Below are 18,008 nucleotides of genomic sequence, written 5' to 3' on the forward strand. Positions count from 1 at the left end.
GTGGGTGGCTCTTGCAGTAGGGACACTCAGCCGGCACGGGCGCGAGCGCCGTTGACGCGGCTCTCGGGCGTGACGGGCAAACGCGTGTCGGGTGGCGGGAGGTAGCCCGCCGCGATGCAGTGCTCCAGGTACACGGGGATGAGCTGCGCAATGGTCGGACAGTCGATTCCCGCCGGCCCGAGGATGCTCCGCGTATAGGCGCAGTTGGCGTACGAGCTCTCTTCGTAGTGAATCTTCCCGAAGATCTCGACGCCGTACTTGAACATCTCGAGCGTCTGGCTGTCGTACGGCGTGTTCGTCCCCTTGCGCAGGATCTGCCGCTCGTTGGCGAGGCGGAAGAAGTCGTCGATGGAGGTGAACTGGATGTCGTAGCCGAAGTCGCGGAGATGGTTCACCACGTCGTAGTAGCGCCGGATGTCGGGGTTGGTCAGGTGGTACGTCTCCCGATAGGTCGGCTGGCGGAGCGACAGGTGGATCATCGCGGCGCTCACGTAGTCGACCGGGGTGATGTCCCAGTGGACGGGGGACATCATCGACAGCCCTGACTCGATGACGGTCTTGAAGATGTCGTAGTAGACGCCCTTGACGCTGACTTCGGCGAACGGATACCGGCCCGTGTGCCCGTCGCCCATGATGTTGCCCGGGCGGAAGATGTTCCAGACGAGCCCCCGCTCCGTCGCCGCGCGGATGAGCTTCTCCGCCTGGTACTTGGTCTCCTGGTAGGGCAGGTGGTCGTAGCCCTGGCCCAGCTCCAGGTCGCGCTCGGTGAACGGCGGGTTGTTGAAGTTCAGGCGGTCGCCCAGCGCGCTGAAGCTCGAGACGTAGACCATGTAGCGGTGCTTCGTCAGCAGCGCGAAGTCGATGACCCGGCGCGTGCCCTCGACGTTGATGGGCGCGAGCGCCTCGTAGAAGGTGACGAGCGTGGTCTTCCCCGCGGCGTGGAGCGTGACGTCCGTCTCCGCCGCGAGGCGCGCGTACGCCGCCGTGTCGAGGCCGAAGCGGTCGAACGTGACGTCGCCGAGGACCGGAGTGACGCGCTGGTGGAACGCCTCGGTGAGGCGGCCCTGCGGGTCGTACGTCTCCAGGAAGTACTGGATGCGCTTCTTCGCCTGCTCCAGGGACTCGCCTCGCACGAGGCAGGCGATGCGCGCGCTCGTGGTGGTGAGGAGGTCATGCAGCAGCTTGCCGCCGAGCACGCCCGTCACGCCGGTGATGAAGATGTTCTCCACCGGGAACGGCTCCGTCCGCGTGAGCTTCTCCGCGGCGGGGGTCGAGGCTGGTACGCCCGCGGTCGCGGCCGGAGCGCTGGCGTGCGCGGCCGGTGCCGCCACGGGAGCGGAGTCCTCCTTGATGTAGCCGGCGTCCACCACGTGGCTCACGAAGGAGCGGATGGTGTTGTACTCCTGCATCGCCGTCGCCGGGACGCGGGCGCCGTAGACCTTCATCAGCCGGTTGAGCATCCGCACCGACGCCACGGAGTCGAAGCCGAAGTCGAAGAAGTCGGCGTCCACGTCGAGCTCCGACTCGGGGAGCTTCGTCAGCTCCGCGAAGATGCTCTTCACCTGGGCCTGGAGCCGGGCCCGGAAGTCCCCGTCACCGGGCGACGGCGCGGCAGGTGCTGCCGCTACAGGGACGGGCTGCACCACCGGGACGGACGGCACGACTGGGACGGGCCGCGTCGCGACCGGAGCAGGAGCCACCTTCGCCGGTTCGACCCGGGCCTGCACGGGCTCCACGACCGCGGGCGCTCCTGCCACGGGGGCCGTCGTGCTCGGCGCGACACCCTGGCGGCGGAACTCCTCGGGCGCAATCCAGTACCGCTCGCGCGCGAACGGGTAGGCCGGCAGGCTGACGACACGCCCGCGCCGGGCGCCACGGAGGTCCTCCCAGTCGATGACCCAGCCCTGGCTCCAGAACTCCGCGAGGCGCGTCAGGTAGCCGCGCTCGAAGAGGTTGCGCAGGTAGTCCCGGTCCGGCTCCGCCTCGCCGGGGATGTCGTCGGTGTCGCGATGTGTGCGCGCCACACCGGCGAAGGACCCCTGCGCCTTCCGGCCGCCCACGAAGTCCTCGAGTCGGGCCACCAGGTCCTCGTGTGACGACGTCACCACGGCGAGCCGGTGCTCGAAGGCCTCGCGGCCAACCATCAGCGTCCAGGCGATGTCCGCGAGCGGCGTCTTCATTCCCCGTTCGGAGCGGAGGAACCGGAGCAGGTTGCGCGCGGCCTCCTGGAGCCGCTCCTCGCGCCGCGCCGAGAGGAGGATGAGCTGCGGCCCCCCGCTCGTCACCGCCGGGCTCGGGGGCTCGGGGTGCTCTTCGATGATGACGTGGGCATTCGAGCCACCCGCGCCGAACGAGCTCACCGACGCGAGGCGCGGCTGGCCCGCGTCGCCGCCCGCACCGCGCGGCCAGGGCCGGACGTCGCGGACGACGTAGAAGGGGCTGGCGTCGAAGTCGATGTTCGGATTCAGCGTCTCGGAGTGCAGCGAGGGGACGAGCGTCTCGTGCTGGAGCTGGAGCAGCGTCTTCACGATGCCGGTGGCGCCCGCGGCGGCCTCCAGGTGGCCGATGCTCGACTTGGCCGAGCCGATGGCGCAGTAGCGCCGGTCCTGCGTGAAGCGCCGGTAGGCCTTCGTCAGCGCCGCGATCTCGATGGGGTCTCCGAGCGCGGTGCCCGTGCCGTGGGCCTCCACGTAGCTCAGCTTGCGCGGGTCGACGCCCGCCTCGTCGAGCGCCTCGGTGATGAGCTCCGCCTGCGCGTTCGGGCTCGGCACGGTGAAGCCGTTGGTGCGGCCGCCGTGGTTGATGGTGCTCGAGCGGATGACGCCGTAGATGCGGTCGCCGTCCTCCCGTGCCTCCTGGAGGGGCTTGAGGAGCAGCGAGACGACGCCTTCGCCGGGGACGTAGCCGTCACCGCCCGCGCCGAACGAGCGGCAGCGGCCGTCGCTGGACGCGAAGCGGCCGTAGGACATGAGCAGGTACTTGCCCGGGTGGATGGACACATTCACCCCTCCTGCGATGGCGTACGCACACTCGCCGCGCCGCAGGCTCTCGCAGGCCAGGTGGATGGCGGTGAGCGACGCCGAGCATGCGGTGTCCACCGCGAAGCTCGGGCCGTTGAAGCCGAAGTGGTACGAGACGCGATTCGGCACGGCCCAGTAGCCCGCGATGGGGATGTCGACGAAGAAGCTGTACTCGCCGTAGATGACGCCGGCGAACACGCCCGCGTCCTTCTTGCCCCGGGCGCGCGCGCTCGCGGAGATGCGCTTCGGCGTGTACCCCGCGTCCTCCAGCGCCGCCCACGAGGTCTCCAGGAAGAGGCGCTGCTGCGGGTCCATCACCTCCGCTTCCTTCGGAGTGATGTTGAAGAAGCGCGGGTCGAACTTGTCGACGTCGGAGAGGAAGCCTCCCCACTTCGCGTAGGTGGCGCCGGCCTCGTCCTTGTCCTCGCTGAAGTACTGGCTGTGGTCCCAGCGGTCCTTCGGTATCTCGACGATGCCGTCCCGGCCGGCGAGGAGGTTCGCCCAGAGCTCGTCATTGTCGCGGGCCATGGGATAGCGCCCGGCCATTCCAATCACGGCGATGTCCTGGAGGTGCGGCTTCATGGCGTCTCGTCCTGGTGGAGGGCGTGACGCCGGCTGAGGCTCGCGCGCGGGGGGAGGGGGCGGGGGAGTCGCCGCGGTGGAAGGAACGTTCATTCCACCCGGCGGCCCGTCGAGCACCGCGACGAGCCGCTCCCCGTGGTGCTGCACGAGGTAGCCGGCCAGGTCGTGGATGGTCTGGTACTCGAAGAACAGCGTCTTGGGCAGCTCGCCGAAGGTGGCTTCGAGCTGCTTGTTGAACTTGTTGATGAGGACGGAGTCGATTCCGTAGTCCTGGAGGAGCGCGCGCGTCCGCAGCCGCTCGGGTGGGAGCCGGAAGGCGTCGGCGAGCGCCCGCTTCATGTAGTCCTCTGCCCGGCGGAGCAGCTCGCCGTCGATGACCTTCGCCTCGGGAGTGGAACGGGGTCCAACCATGACGGCCTCTGTCTGTCGCGGCTTCGGAGGGATGGGCGCGCTCGCGAGGCGCTCGGACAATTCGGTGAGGGAAGTTCCAACGGAGAAGACGTCGGCCCGGAGGTCGGTGCCCAGCTCGCAGTTCAGGCGCTCGACGAGCGCTGCGCGTGTCACGTCGTCGAACCCGAGCTCCTCGGAAGGGGCGTGGAAGTCGAGCTCGCCGGCCGCGATGCTGAGCTGCTCGGAGGCGGCCAGCCCTACCGCTGCGGCGACCGGGGTGCCCACCTCGGGCGCGGCGGGCACCGGGCGGGAGGTCACGACTGCGCTGTCCCCGGGCAGCCAGCACCGGTCGGACTCGAAGGAGTACGTCGGGAGCGGGATGCGCCTCGGGGCCGTTCCGGCGTAGAGGCCGGTGAAGTCGAACGCGGCACCCGACGCCCACGCCGTGGCCGTCGCATGCGGGTCGGCATCCGGCGAGAGGCGCACGCGGTCGGGCTGCGCGTCGGGGTCCGTGGTTCCCCCGTACACTCCCGGCGCGCTGGCACCCGAGGCCACGGCGGCGAGCTTCGTCCGGAGCTCTTCGACCGAGCCCGCCACGAGCACCATCCGGTGCTCGAAGGTGGCACGCCCCAACTGAAGGGTGGCCGCGATATCCGGGAGGTCGGTGCCCGGATGCTCCGCGAGGAAGCGCCCGAGCTCCTTCGCGTAGCGCCGCACGGACTCCTCCGTGCGCGCCGACAGCGGGACGAGCACCTGACGGGACGGGCCGCTCGTGCGCGGCCGCGAGTCCACGTGCTCCTCCACGACCAGGTGGCAGTTCGTGCCGCTGAAGCCGAACGAGCTCAGCGCCGCGCGGCGAGGCCCGGTGCTCTCCCAGTCCCTCGGCTCCGTGTTGACGTAGAACGGCGTCGAGTCGAAGTCGATGAGGCGGTTGGGCGTGTGGAAGTGGAGCGACGGAGGCAGCCGCCGCTCGCGCAGCGCGAGCAGGACCTTGATGAGGCTCGCGACGCCCGCGGCATGTGACGGATGGCCGATGTTCGACTTGATGGAGCCAATCGCACAGAACCGGCGCTGGTCGGTGTACCGGCGGAACGCCGCCGTGAGCGCTTCGATTTCGATGGGGTCGCCCAGCTTCGTCCCGGTGCCGTGGGCCTCGATGTAGCCGAGCGTCTCAGGGCGGATGCCGAAGCGCTCGTAGACCTCGACCTCCAGCTCCGTCTGCGACAGGGAGCTGGGCGCGGTGATGCCGTTCGTCCGCCCGTCCTGGTTCACCGCGATGCCCTTGATGACCCCGTGGATGGAGTCGCCGTCGGCCAGAGCCCGCGCGAGCGGCTTGAGGACGACGACGCCCGCGCCCTCGCCAATCACGAACCCGTCGCCGGAGTCATCGAACGACTTGCAGCGGCCACCCGGCGAGAGCATCCCGAGCGATGACGCGAGCAGGTGGTACTCGGGCGTCACGAAGACGGACACGCCACCGGCGAGCGCGAGGTCGCACTCGCCTCTCGCGAGGCTCTGACAGGCCTGGTGGAGCGCGACGAGGGATGACGAGCACGCCGTGTCGACGGCGAAGCACGGCCCCTTGAGGTTCAGGTAGTAGGAGACCCGCGCCGGCAGGATGGCCAGGCTGTTCCCCGTGAACACGTGATTCGAGCCGAACAGCCCGCGCTCACGGATGCGCGTCGCGTAGTCGGACGTGGTGGCCCCGACGAAGACGCCACAGCGCGCGCGTGCGAGCCTGCTCGCGTCCAGCCCCGCGTCCTCGAGCGCCTTCCAGCTCTCCTGGAGGAAGATGCGCTGCTGCGGGTCCATGAAGTCCGCTTCCGCGGGGACGATGTTGAAGAAGAGCGGGTCGAACCGGTCGACGTCGGAGAGATAGCCGCCCCACTTCGAGTACGTCTTCCCCAGGACGGGCGGCCACGGTTGGTAGTGGTCGGCGACGTTCCATCGCTCGGGCGGAACCTCCGTCACCGAGTCACGGCCGGCGGCGAGGTTCGCCCACAGCTCGCGGTAGTCGCGCGCCCCCGGGAACCGGCCCGACATGCCGATGACGGCGATGTCCAGCGGCTGGCCGGGGAGGGGACTCGGTGCACTCGACACGACGGGCAGTGGTGCCTCGATTGGTGCGGGGGGCACTGGAGTCGTGGGTGCCTCGGCCTGAAGCCGTGCTCCCTGCGCCGCCGCGTGACGGGCCAGGGCTCGCACGGAGGGGTGGTCGAACAGCACCGTGGACTTGAGGCTCAGCCCGAAGCGCGTGTTGAGGCGCTCGACAATCTTCACCGCGAGGATGGAGTCGACGCCGTACTCGGAGAAGGACCGCTCGGGCCGGATGTCGTCCTGGCTGGCCCCCAGCCCCTCGGCCACGAGCACGGCGATGGCGCGCTCCAGCGCCTCGGGTCGCTCCCGGGCTGGGGCCGCGACGGCACTCGCTTCGGTCCTCGCCGCCGACGGAACCGTGGCGGCAGCTGGTACGGCGGTGCTCGTCGCAGCCGCTTCGGACCTCATCGCGGACTGCACCGCGCCGACACCATCACTCCCGGCGACAATGACCCGCTGGCTCAGGTCGGCGTCCGCGGACAAGCCCGGACCGTAGGCGGTGAAGCCCTTGAAGCCCGTGCGGGTGAGCGTCTCACGCCAGCCGTCGACGGAGAGGAGGGGAGAATTGCGGATGCGTCGCTCCGGGTCGCGGTAGCGGTGCCAGCCGTCGAGCAGCCCGAAGGTCAGGGCCAGGGCCTCGGTGTTCGTGGTCGCCTCGCTCAGCACGAGGAGGCCGTCGGGCACGAGCAGTTGCTTGATTCGCGTCAGGGCCTCGCCGATGTCCGCCACCGCGTGCACGGCGTTCGCGGAGAACACCGCGTCGAAGGTCCCCGGTGAAAACCCCTGGGCGACGGGGTCCTTCTCGAGGTCGAGGATGCGGAACCGCGTGAAGGGGTACGCCTTGCCGAACGTCTCCCGGCCGTGCGCGACGAACCCGCCGGAGATGTCGGTGTAGTGGACCTCGACATCGGCACCGAGACGGGCGAGGGCCTCCAGCACCGTCCTCGACGTGCCTCCCGTGCCGGCGCCAATCTCCAGGATGCGGAACGGGCGCCGCTCCGACGTGGCGCGGACCTGGACGGCGGAGGTGAGAATCCGGGCCACCAGGTCGTTGGTGAAGCTGTACGCGCGGCTGTCGCGGTAGATGGCGCTGGTGAGCTCCAGGCTCGCGTTGGGGAAGAGGACCGCCGTCGCCGCGCGCCCGCCCCTCAGCGTCTCCGGGTACGCGTCCAGGCAGGTGTCGAGCAGGCGCAGGTAGGGTGTCAGCTCCGGGAAGCGGGTCAGCAATTCCTCGCGGAGCCGCGCCGGGTCCTCGGCCGCTCCGAGGACACGCACGTGCTCGCCCTCGCGGGCAATCGCACCATGCCGCTCGAGAATCTCCAGACACGCGTCGAAGAAGCGGCCGAAGGTCTCCCGGACACCGAGCTGCTCCTTCAGCGTCCGGACGTCGCGCGTCTCGCCCTCGCTGGGGAGGCCCATCGTCCGGAATCGCCGGTAGAGCGCCGCCGCCGCGTAGTGGCCGAGCTTTCGCTGGCCCCGCTCCAGCTCCTCGGTCGTCGGGGTGAGGTGCTGCTCGAAGGCGCTGCGAACCTGGGCTGCGAAGCCCGTGTCGGCCACGGGTGCGGCGGTGGGGACGTCGATCCAGAACCGCTTCCGCTCCAGCGGCTGACCCGGGAGCGGGACGCGCTTCCGGGGACCGCCATTGAGCGCGCTCCAGTCCGCGGCTCCGCCTCGGACCCACAGCGCTGCGACGCCTTCCAGGTCTCCGGACCGGTAGCGGTCCGCGAGCGTCTCGGCGGCTCCGCCTGTCTCCGCGGTCCCGGTGAACACGCCGCTCCCGCTTCCGGCGAGGTGCCGTTCGAGGCGGTCCGCGGCCTCGGCGACGCTCTCCGCGACCAGCGCGAGGCGGGCGTCCATCGCGGGGCGGCCGACCTGCAGCGTGCGCGCGATGTTGGCGAAGTCCATCCGGTCGGTGGTGCGAAGGTACCGGGCAAGCCGCGCCGCGTAGACGCGGAGCCGCTCCGGCGACCGTGCCGACAGGACGAACACCTCTCGCTCCCGTGACGGAGCGGCGGCGGGCGAGTCGACATATTCCTCGACGACGACGTGGGCGTTCGAGCCTCCCGCGCCGAACGAGCTCACCCCCGCGCGGCGAGGCAGCTCGCCCTCGGGCCCCACCGGGCGCGGCCACGGCTCGGCGACCTGGGGCACGCGGAACGGCGTCGATGCGAAGTCGATGGCGGGGTTGAGCGTCTGCGAGTGGAGCGAGGGGGCAATCCGTCCGTGCCGCAATTGCAGGAGCGCGCGAGTCACCGCCGCGACGCCCGCCGCTGCCTCCAGGTGGCCGATGTTCGACTTCACCGAGCCCACCGCCAGCGGGCGCGTGCGTCCCGTGAAGGCGCGGCTGAGCCCCACGATCTCGACAGGGTCTCCGAGTGACGTGCCCGTGCCGTGCGCCTCGATGTACCCGATGCTGTCGGGCTCGACTTCCGACGCCTCCAGCGCGCGGCGGACGGCCTCCGCCTGCGCAACGGGGTGGGGCACGGTGTAGCCGGCCGCGCGCCCTCCGTGGTTGACCGCCGTCCCACGGATGACGCCGTGGATGGTGTCGCCATCCGCGAGCGCGCGCTCCAGCGGCTTGAGGAAGAGCGCCCCGACGCCCTCACCGGGAACATAGCCGTCGCCCCCGGCGCCGAAGGAGCGGCACCGTCCGTCCGAGGACGTCATGTTCATCCGGCGCAGGAGCAGGTACTTGTCCGGATGGAGCAGGAGGTTGACGCCACCGGCAATCGCGGCGTCGCACTCGCCCCGCGTGATGCTGGCGCATGCGAGGTGGAGCGCGGTCAGCGACGAGGAGCAGGCGGTGTCGACGGCCATGCTAGGCCCGACGAAGTCGAAGAAGTAGGAGACGCGGTTCGCCGTCGACGAGAACAGCGACGACGTCGCGACGGGTGCCCCCTGGCGCGCGGCGTCCGCGCCGATGAGGCGGTAGTCGCCCCACATCACGCCCACGAACACGCCGACCCGGTTCCTCGGGGCCGTGAAGTCCTCTGGCTTGTAGCCGGCGTTCTCGACGGCGCCATAGGCGGTCTCCAGGAAGAGCCGCTCCTGCGGGTCGAGGAACGCCGCCGTCCCGGGAGGGATGCGGAAGAACAGCGGGTCGAACTTGTCCACGTCAGCGAGGAACCCGCCGAAGCGGCACAGCGGCGCCCCGTCCGTCGGGTACGCGCCAGCGGGCCAGCGGTCCGAGGGGACCTCCGTCACCGAGTCGCGCCCCGCCTCCAGGTTCCGCCAGAACTCCTCGAGGTCCGTGGCCCCCGGGTAGCGGCCGCTCATCCCCACCACCGCGATGTCGACGCGTCCGTGCGAGCGCGCGGCGGTGGTTCGCTCCTCGCGGCGGAACTCGGGACGGGCGCGGACCTTCTCCGGCTCGCCCCAGACGACCGCGACCTGTGCCCTGTCTCCGGCGAGGCACGCTTCGAGGAGGTCCAGCCCTTCCTCGTCGGGGAGGAGGCCGAGTCCCGCCCCCTGTCGCAGCGCCTCCGCCTGGGCGGCGGACACGCCCATGCCGCCTCCCCGCCACAGTGGCAGGTTGATGCTGACCGTCCGGTGCCGGTGCTCTCCCCGGAGCCGCTGCGCTTCCTGCTCCTCCGCGAGCGCGTCGAGGAAGCGGTTCGCGGCCCCATAGTCGCTCTGGCCCGGGTTCCCCGTCACCGCCGCCAGGGCGGAGTAGAACGCGATGAGCTCCAGGTCGTCGCCCGCGGCCGCACGAGCGAGGTTCAGCGCACCCGCGACCTTGGGACGCACGACTTCCTCCGCCGACTCGCGGCGTGCCCCGCGCATGAACCCGTCCCTGAGCACCCCTGCCGCATGGAGGACCGCATGGAGCGCCCCGAAGCGCTCGCGCGCCAGGCGCACCGCACGTGCGGCGTCTTCCGCTGACGAGACATCCGCGCGGACATAGAGCGCGTCACCGCCCAGCGCCCGCAGCTCCGCGCAGAACGCGTCCGCCTCGGCATCGCGCTCGCGGCGTCCGGTGAGGACGAGACGGGCCCCCAGCTTCGCCGCGAGCCGGCGCGCCGTCAGGCGCCCGAGGCCGCCCAGTCCTCCGGTGATGAGGACGACGCTCCCCTGACGGAGCGCACGCCCGGGCCGTGGCGGGGCCAGGGGCGCGAGCCTGCGCACCTCCCGTGCCCCGCGGGCATGGCGCACCTCGGTCTCCGGGCCATCGAGCGCGGCCTCCCGTGCGGCGACGGAGAGCAGGTCCCGCTCCGCCACCGCATCCACGAGGATGGAGCGGAGACCCGGGCGTGGAACCTCCAGTCGCGCGCTGCGCGCAAATCCGCCGAGCGCGGCGGCACAGGCTCGCGAGTGCGCGCCAGTGTCCGGCTGGAACGCATACAGCCGCTCGCTCACCGCTCCCGCTTCGGCGAGCGCCCGCGCGAGGTCGCGGAAGGGGAGGAACACGTCATCCAGGAAGCGCTCGTCGGCGGACCTGTAGCCCCACAGGTAGAGCACGGCGGAGAACGATCGGCGCTCCGACTGGAGCTGCTGGAGGAGGATGCGGAAATCGTCCGGCGAGGTCGGGTTCAGGGTGAATGCGTCGCCCGAGCCCTCGAAGCGCGCGCCCCGGCGCACGCGGACCACGCGCATCCCGGTGGGGACCGGGAGCCGAAGTCCCTCGTCCTCGAACACGAGGACCGAATCCAGGGGACGCGGAGTGCCTTCGTGAATGGAGGAGGGTTCCCAGTCGAAGCCGAAGAACATCGCCTGGTCGTCCGGATGTGCCGCTGGTGCATCCGCCACCGGGGCGGTGGGGCGTTCCTCGCGAGCACTTCCCGGGAGTGGAAGCTGGTACTGCTCGCCGAAGTGGGCGTCGAGGTATCCAGCGAGCGCGTCGATGGTCTGGTACTCGAACAGGAGCGTGGGGTAGAGCGCCTTCCCGACGCGCCCTTCGAGCGTCTTCGCGACGCTGAGCAGGTGGGACGATTCGAGGCCGAGGTCGTAGAAGCCAACGCCCGCCGTGACCTCCCCGCGCGGGAGGTGGCCAATCGCCGCCACCATCTCCATCAGGTCTTCGACGATTCGCGCGCGCCGCGTCTGGGCCGGAGCTGTAGCGATGACGTTCGTCACCCTGGCATGCGTCGGACGGGGTGCCGCGACGGCGGGTCGCGCCGCTGACGCAGTCAACCGCTGGATGAGGTCATTGCCGCGGACGCGCTTCACCGTGAGCCGCTCGTACTCGGCGATGAGCCGCCCGTCGGCGTCGTAGAGCCGCAGGTCTGTCTCCAGCACGTCGCGCTCACGCGCCGCCGCGTCGGCACGCGTCTCCACGTACACCGTGTCGCCCGACCGTCCCCACGCCCGGAACGCGTGGATGAACATCGGGATGTAGGCGCTCCCGGCCTCCACCTCGGAGTGCGGGTCGATGAACGGGATGATGGTGGACGTGTCCAGGAACGCGGGATGGAGGAAGAAGTCCTCCTTCCGGCTCAAGGCGGACTCACCCAGCGACAGCTCCGCGACGACGCGGTCTCCCGCACGGTGGACCGTGCCACGGGTCCGCATGAAGTCGCGGTGCTGGATGCCGAGCCGCTCGGTCCGCTCGTAGATGGCCTCGAGCGACACGCCCGACCGGACGGCGCCTCGGAGCGCGGCGAGGTCGAGCGGCTGCGCCAGCCGGTTCACGGCCTTCGCATGGAGGGTGCAGGACGCAATGTCCTCTTCCCCGGCGCCCAGCGCCTGGCCGTCCTTCTCCCGCCGCGAGCTGATGCGGACGCGAATGCCCTCACCCTCCCGCTCCGTGCGGAAGAAGAGGCGCTGGTCGAAGCCCTCCGACAGCGCGGCTGGCGTCTCGAAGAGGATGTCGCGCATTTCCAGCCGCTCCGGCTCGATGCCAGCGGCCCGGGCGATGCGACAGAGCCCGTCGAGGTAGACGACGCCTGGAAGGATGCGCACCCCGTGCACGCGGTGGTCTCGCACCACCGGGTCGTCGTAGCGGAGGAGCGTCTGGACACTGGGAATCACGATGCTCGTCATGGCGCTTTTGCACCCGTCGAAGGCAAACGGCCCGGCCGCTCGGTGACGAGCGGCTCGAAGCGAAGGACTGGCGCGGCGTCGCCCGGCGCGCTCGAGAGCGGCTCGAAGCGCAGGAGTGGCGCCTCGTGGCTCGGAGCCGGCGCGGCCGCGAGAGGCACACCGGCATCATTCCGTCGGCGTGCAGGGAGGAGGAAGCTGCGCTTGTTGAAAGCGGGAGGCGGGAGCGGCGTGCGGCGCGGCTCGTACGGGGCCACGTGCTCCTCGAGGACCATGTGGCAGTTCGTGCCGCCGAATCCGAACGCGCTGATTCCCGCCCGCCGGAGCTGCCCGGTGGGGAGGGTCCACGGGCGAAGCTCGCGGTTGACGTAGAAGGGCGACTGGTCGAACGCGAAGCGCGGGTTCGGCCGGTCGCAGTGCAGCGTTGGCGGGAGCTGCTTCCGGTCGAGCGAGAGCGCCGTCTTCACCAGCCCCGCGATGCCCGCGGCCGACAGCAGGTGCCCGAGGTTCGTCTTGACGCTGCCGACCGCGCAGAACCCACGAGCCTCGGTCGCCCGCCGGAACACCGTGGCCAGCGCCTTCAGCTCGATGGGGTCGCCAATCATCGTCCCTGTCCCGTGCGCCTCCACATACGAGACGTCCGCCGCCGAGAGGCCGCTCTTCGCCAGTGCGGCCTCGATGACCTCGACCTGCGCCTCCATGTTCGGCGTGGTGATGCCCATGGTGCGTCCGTCGTTGTTCACCGCCGACCCACGGATGACGGCTTGGATGCGGTCGCCGTCACGGAGCGCATCGTCCAGGCGCTTCAGCATCAGCGCGCCCACGCCTTCTCCGGGGACGAAGCCGTTGGCGCGCTCGTCGAAGGTGTAGCAGCGACCGTCTGGGGAGAGCGCTCCCGCCGCGCTCAGCGTCAGATAGGTGAGCTCGTCGAGCATCACGTCGACGCCGCCCGCGACGGCCGCGTCGATCTCCCGCTCGCGGAGCGCCTGGCAGGCGAGGTGGACACTGACCAGCGAGGACGAGCAGGCGCTGTCGATGACGACGTTGTTGCCGCGCCAGTTGAAGTAGTCGGAGATTCGCGCGCCGATGAAGTTCTGACCGACACCGACGATGGTGCCCTTCTCCGGCTGCTCGATGCGGCTCATGTAGTTGCCGACGCGCGTGCCGACATAGACGCCGACCCGGCGGTTCGACAGTTCATCGCGCGTGTAGCCCGCGTCCAACGTGGCGAGGAGCGAGGTCTCGAGCATCAGCCGTTGCAGGGGGTCCATCTGCAACGCGAGCGATTCGTTGATGCGGAAGTACGCCGGGTCGAACAGGTCGATACCGTCGACGAAGCCGCCCCACTTGCTGTTCGTGCGTCCGGGCCCCGGCTCCGCCGAATAGAACAGGGCAGGGTCCCAGCGCTCGCGGGGAACCTCCCGGATGGCGCATTCGCCACGCGCGAGGTTGTCCCAGAAGCGCTCCTTGTCTGGTGCACCGGGGAAGCGGCAGGCCATGCCGACGATGGCAATCGGCACCGTCCGGTCGGGCGACGCGGACGGGCTCGGGGCGGGGGACTCCACCGCGCGAACAGGAACCTGCGCGGGAGCCGGGCGGGGCGCGGAGACAGGAACCGTCCGAGGCGGCTCCTCCGGAGGCGCATGGGGCGCAGCCGTGAAGCGCTCCGGGTGGCGCTCGACGAGCAGTGCGGAGAGCGAGTCGAGCGTCGGATGTTCCAGCAGGAACCCGGGCTCGAACGCCGCGCCGATGACCTTCTCGATCTGCTTCACCGCTGACGCGATGAGCACCGAGTCCGCGCCGTACTCCTCGAAGCGGACATCGCCCCGGAAGCGCTCGGGAGCGAGCTTGAGCTCGGCCGAGAAGATTCGCACGAGCGCCTCGTACGCCGCCGCGCGACTACCACCGGTTCCCGAGGCCACCGTTGCCGAGCGCGCAGGCGGTGCTGCCGCGACGGCCCTGGGCGGCGCTTCCGACGTGAGCACGGGCGTGCCGATGCTGGGAAGGACGACGGGCTCGCCCGTGATGCCCAGCGCGCCATCGAGGAGCGCGAAGCCCTGCTCGACGCTGAGCGCGGCGAGCCCGGCGCTCCGGTACGCGTCGGTGGTCGTCTCGCCAAAGCCCGTGTCGCGGAACGAGGGCCAGTTGAACGAGCGGAACCACGTCCGGCCGTGGCGATGCTGGTACTCGGCGAAGCGGTCGAGGAAGGAGTTCGCGAGCGCGTAGTCCGAGAGCCCCACCGCGAGGCTGGGGACGACGGCGGACACGGAGGAGAAGAGGACGAAGAAGTCGGGGCGCTCGTCCTCGAGCAGGTCTGCCAGGACGTGGGTGCCCTCCAGCTTTGGCTCCAACACACGCTCGAAGCCCCTGCGCGTCTTGTGGAGGAAGGCCGGGCTTTCGTCGGAAACGGCCCCCGCGCAATGGAGGACTCCGGCGATGGGCCCGAGGGACGTGCGCACCTCGGCGAAGTAGCGCCGGAGCGCGGCGCGGTCCGTGATGCGCCCCGTGTAGAGGAGCACCGTCGCGCCTCGCGCTTCCAGTTCCTGGATGGCGCGCACCTTCTGCCCGTCGGACGAGTCCTCTCCTGCGACGCGAGCCCACTCCGAGCGGGGAGGAAGCGCCTGCGCACCGAGGAGCGCGAGCCTCCGTGCGCCACGCTCGATGAGGAAGCGGGCGAAGGCCGCACCCAGCCCGCGAGTCCCACCGGAGATGACATAGGCACGGTCAGCCGCGACCGACAGCCCTGGCTTCAGAGTGACTTCCCGCAGCGCGGGAACCTGTCGCTGTCCGCTGCGGTAGCGGACCTGACGCTCGTCGGTCGGTGAGGCCGCGGTGGTGGCGGCTCGGGCTGCATTGGTGGCGATATGCCGCTCGTCGCTCAGTGAGCCCTTGGCGGTGGCGGACGGGTCTGCCCCGGTGGTGACCTGGCGCCCGGCGGTCGCCAGGCCAGTGGCACCGGGCGCAATCCGCTCCGCCTCGGAGGCGAGCAATGCGAACAGGGACTCGGGTGCGATGTCGCCGCGCTCCACATCGATGCTTCGCGCGGTGACGCCGCGATACTCGCCCGCGATGGCCGTCACGAGCCCATGGAGCGGCGCCCCGGCCAGGGTCTCTCCGGAGAGGAGTCCCGCCGTGACGTGAAGCAGGAGGAAGGGCGCGGCCCCGCGCTCCGCCAGAGCTCCCTGGTAGAAGCCGATTCGCCCGTACTCGACGCGCCCGCCGTCGTCTGCGCGGGTGAGGTCGCAAAGGTCCAGCACGCCCGCGACGTCGCGGACGCTGGTCAGGACCTCGCGAGCCAGCGCGGCGCCCGCATCGAGGTCATCCCTGTCCAGAGCCGGGCGGCCGGAGGCGGCGGCGCGGTTGATTCGGCCGACCTCGATGATGCGCAGCCGGTCGGGGACGAGCGTCGCAATCGCGTGACGAAGCGACTCGGGCGCGGAAGCGTCATGGAGGATGACGAGGCGCCGGGCCGAGAGGGGGGGGGATGCGCCTGGGAGCGGCGCGGCACGCCAGTCCCTGGCGTGGCAGCTCGGGCGAGCAATGGGGACATCCGCCTCGGGCCGTGGCGCAGGTCGCACCTGGCTCTCGTCCTTCTCGACCTCTTCGATCCAGTAGCGCTCCCGCGCGAAGGGGTACGTCGGGAGGGGCACCCTCCGCCCGTCGTTCGCACGGAGCTGGCCCCAGTCAATCTCGGAGCCCGACGTCCAGAAGGACGCGAGCCGGTCCAGCTTCCCGCCCTCGAACAGCATGCGGACATACGCCTGGTCCTCGGCGTCGGACCCTCGCAGGCGCGGGGAGTTGCTCGTCTCCGACCCCGCATGCACGCCTTCCCCGAGCTCGCCCCGCTCGACGAAGGCCGTGAGCTTCGCGCGCAGCTCGTCAGCGTCCCGGACGAGGAGCGCGAGCCGCTCCGGCATCGCCTCACGGGCGACCTGGAGCGTGTACGCCACATCCCCGAGCGGCGGCGGGTTCTCGGACAGCCGTTCCAGGTGGTGGGCCGCGTGCTCTCGCAGCCGCTCACGGTTCTTCGCCGACAGGAGCACGAGCTCCCTCCGGGCGGATGCGGGGGCCACGCTCCGGGCCTCCACGTACTCCTCGAGGATGACGTGCCCGTTCGAACCGCCCGCGCCGAAGGAGCTCACCGCGGCGCGGCGCGGAACCTCTTCGCCGTCCGCACGGACGGGCCGGCGCCACTCCATGGGCTCGCGCACGACGTGGAACGGCGTGCTGGCGAAGTCGATGTGCGGGTTGGCGGGCGTGCTGTGAAGGGACGGGACGAGCGTCCGGTGCTCCAGTTGCAGCAGCACCTTCGTCAGCGCGGCAATCCCGGCCGCCGACTCCAGGTGCCCGATGTTCGACTTCACCGACCCGATGGGGCAGACGCCAGTCCCGGGCATGTGCTCGCGGAATGCCTGCGCGAGTCCGGCAATCTCGATGGGGTCGCCGAGCGCCGTCCCCGTCCCGTGGGCCTCGATGTAGCTGATGGTCGAGGGCTCGATTCCGGAGCGCTCCAGCGCGCGGCGGATGAGCGCGGCCTGGGCGTTCGGGTTCGGTACGGTGAAGCCGTTCGCGTGGCCGCCATGGTTGATGGCAGTCCCCTTGATGACCGCATAGATGTGGTCTCCGTCGCGCTCCGCGTCCTCCAGCGTGCGCAGCACCACGGCGCCCACGCCTTCACCAGGGACGTAGCCGTCGCCGCCCTCGCCGAAGCTCCGGCACCGCCCGTCGCTCGAAACGAACCGCCCCTGGCTGAGCGCCAGGTACTTGTACGGATGCGTGGACAGATTCACGCCGCCCGCGAGGGCCAACCGACAGTCGCCGCTGCGCAGACTCTCGCAGGCGAGGTGGAGCGCGGTCAGCGAGGACGAGCACGCCGTGTCCACCGCGAGGCTCGGGCCCTGGAGGTCGAAGAAGTAGGAGACGCGGTTCGCGATGCTCCAGTGCGCGGAGACCGGCAGCGGTCCGCGGCCGAGGCGCGCCTCCTCGGCGCCGTAGAGCTGGTAGTTGCTCCACATCACGCCCACGAAGACGCCGGCCTCCTCGGGGCGGAGCCCTCCCCGGCGCATGCCCACGCGCGTGTAGCCCGCGTCCTCGAGGGCTCCCCAGGCGGTCTCCAGGAAGAGCCGCTCCTGTGGGTCCAGCAGCTCGGCTTCTCGTGGCGAGATGTTGAAGAAGAGCGCGTCGAACTTGTCGACGTCGTCGAGGAAGCCGCCCCACTTGCTGTAGGCGCCGCCCGGCTTCTCCCGGTCGGGGTCGAAGTAGCGGGAGTGGTCCCAGCGGTCCCGGGGAATCTCCGTGATGCAGTCGCGCCCCTCGGCCAGCACCCGCCAGAAGTCCCGGAGGTTGCGCGCGCTGGGATATCGGCCACTCACGCCGACGATGGCGATGTCGGCCGGGCCGGAGGACCGGCTGGCCCGCTCACGGGATGGCGCGGGCGCCGCGCGCGGAGCACGGGGAGTGGGCGCCTGCTGACGCGGCTCGGCTGGAGGTGGCGTCGGGATGGCCCGCTCGGCGGGGGCTGGCATCGACACGGGCCGCGCGTCGAGCAGCTCCCGCAGCCGGTCCGCGTGGTTCTCGGCGAAGTACGTGGCGAGCGCCTCGAGGTTGCCGTGCTCGAAGAAGATGGTTGGGAACAGCTCCACGCCCAGCTCGCGTTCGAGCTCCCGCGTCGCCCCGAGGAGCGACGCCGAGCTTGCCCCCAGGTTCATGAACCCGCGGTCCATCGGAATCTCTCCGCTGAGCTGGAGGACCCGGCGGAGTCGTCCCTCAAGGAACCCGCGGACCCGCACCTCGAAGGGTTCTGACGCCGTATGGGCGCGGGACTCCGGAGGACTCGCTGTCCCCGTGTCGAGCTCGGCGAGCAGCTCCATGGCCTCTTCGACCGAAAGCTCCTGCCGTGCGACGCGCTCGTAGATGTCCCGTTCGGTCAGCCTCATACCTGTG

2 protein-coding genes are annotated in these 18,008 nt (G+C 70.8%); both read right to left on the reverse strand.

Annotated features, from left to right (window positions below; all coding sequences use genetic code 11):
- Positions 1-26: 26 nt before the first annotated feature.
- Positions 27-12,068, reverse strand: coding sequence for an SDR family NAD(P)-dependent oxidoreductase (locus OV427_RS43045; RefSeq protein ID WP_267862048.1), 12,042 nt, complete (start codon positions 12,066-12,068; stop codon positions 27-29).
- Positions 12,065-18,001 carry a beta-ketoacyl synthase N-terminal-like domain-containing protein gene (locus tag OV427_RS43050; protein WP_267862049.1) on the reverse strand — a complete coding sequence of 1,979 codons (5,937 nt, stop codon included), beginning with the start codon at positions 17,999-18,001 and terminating at the stop codon, positions 12,065-12,067. The genes OV427_RS43045 and OV427_RS43050 overlap by 4 nt, the downstream gene beginning before the upstream one ends.
- Positions 18,002-18,008 lie beyond the last annotated feature (7 nt).

This window comes from Pyxidicoccus sp. MSG2 (assembly GCF_026626705.1).
In the GTDB taxonomy this organism is placed as follows: domain Bacteria; phylum Myxococcota; class Myxococcia; order Myxococcales; family Myxococcaceae; genus Myxococcus.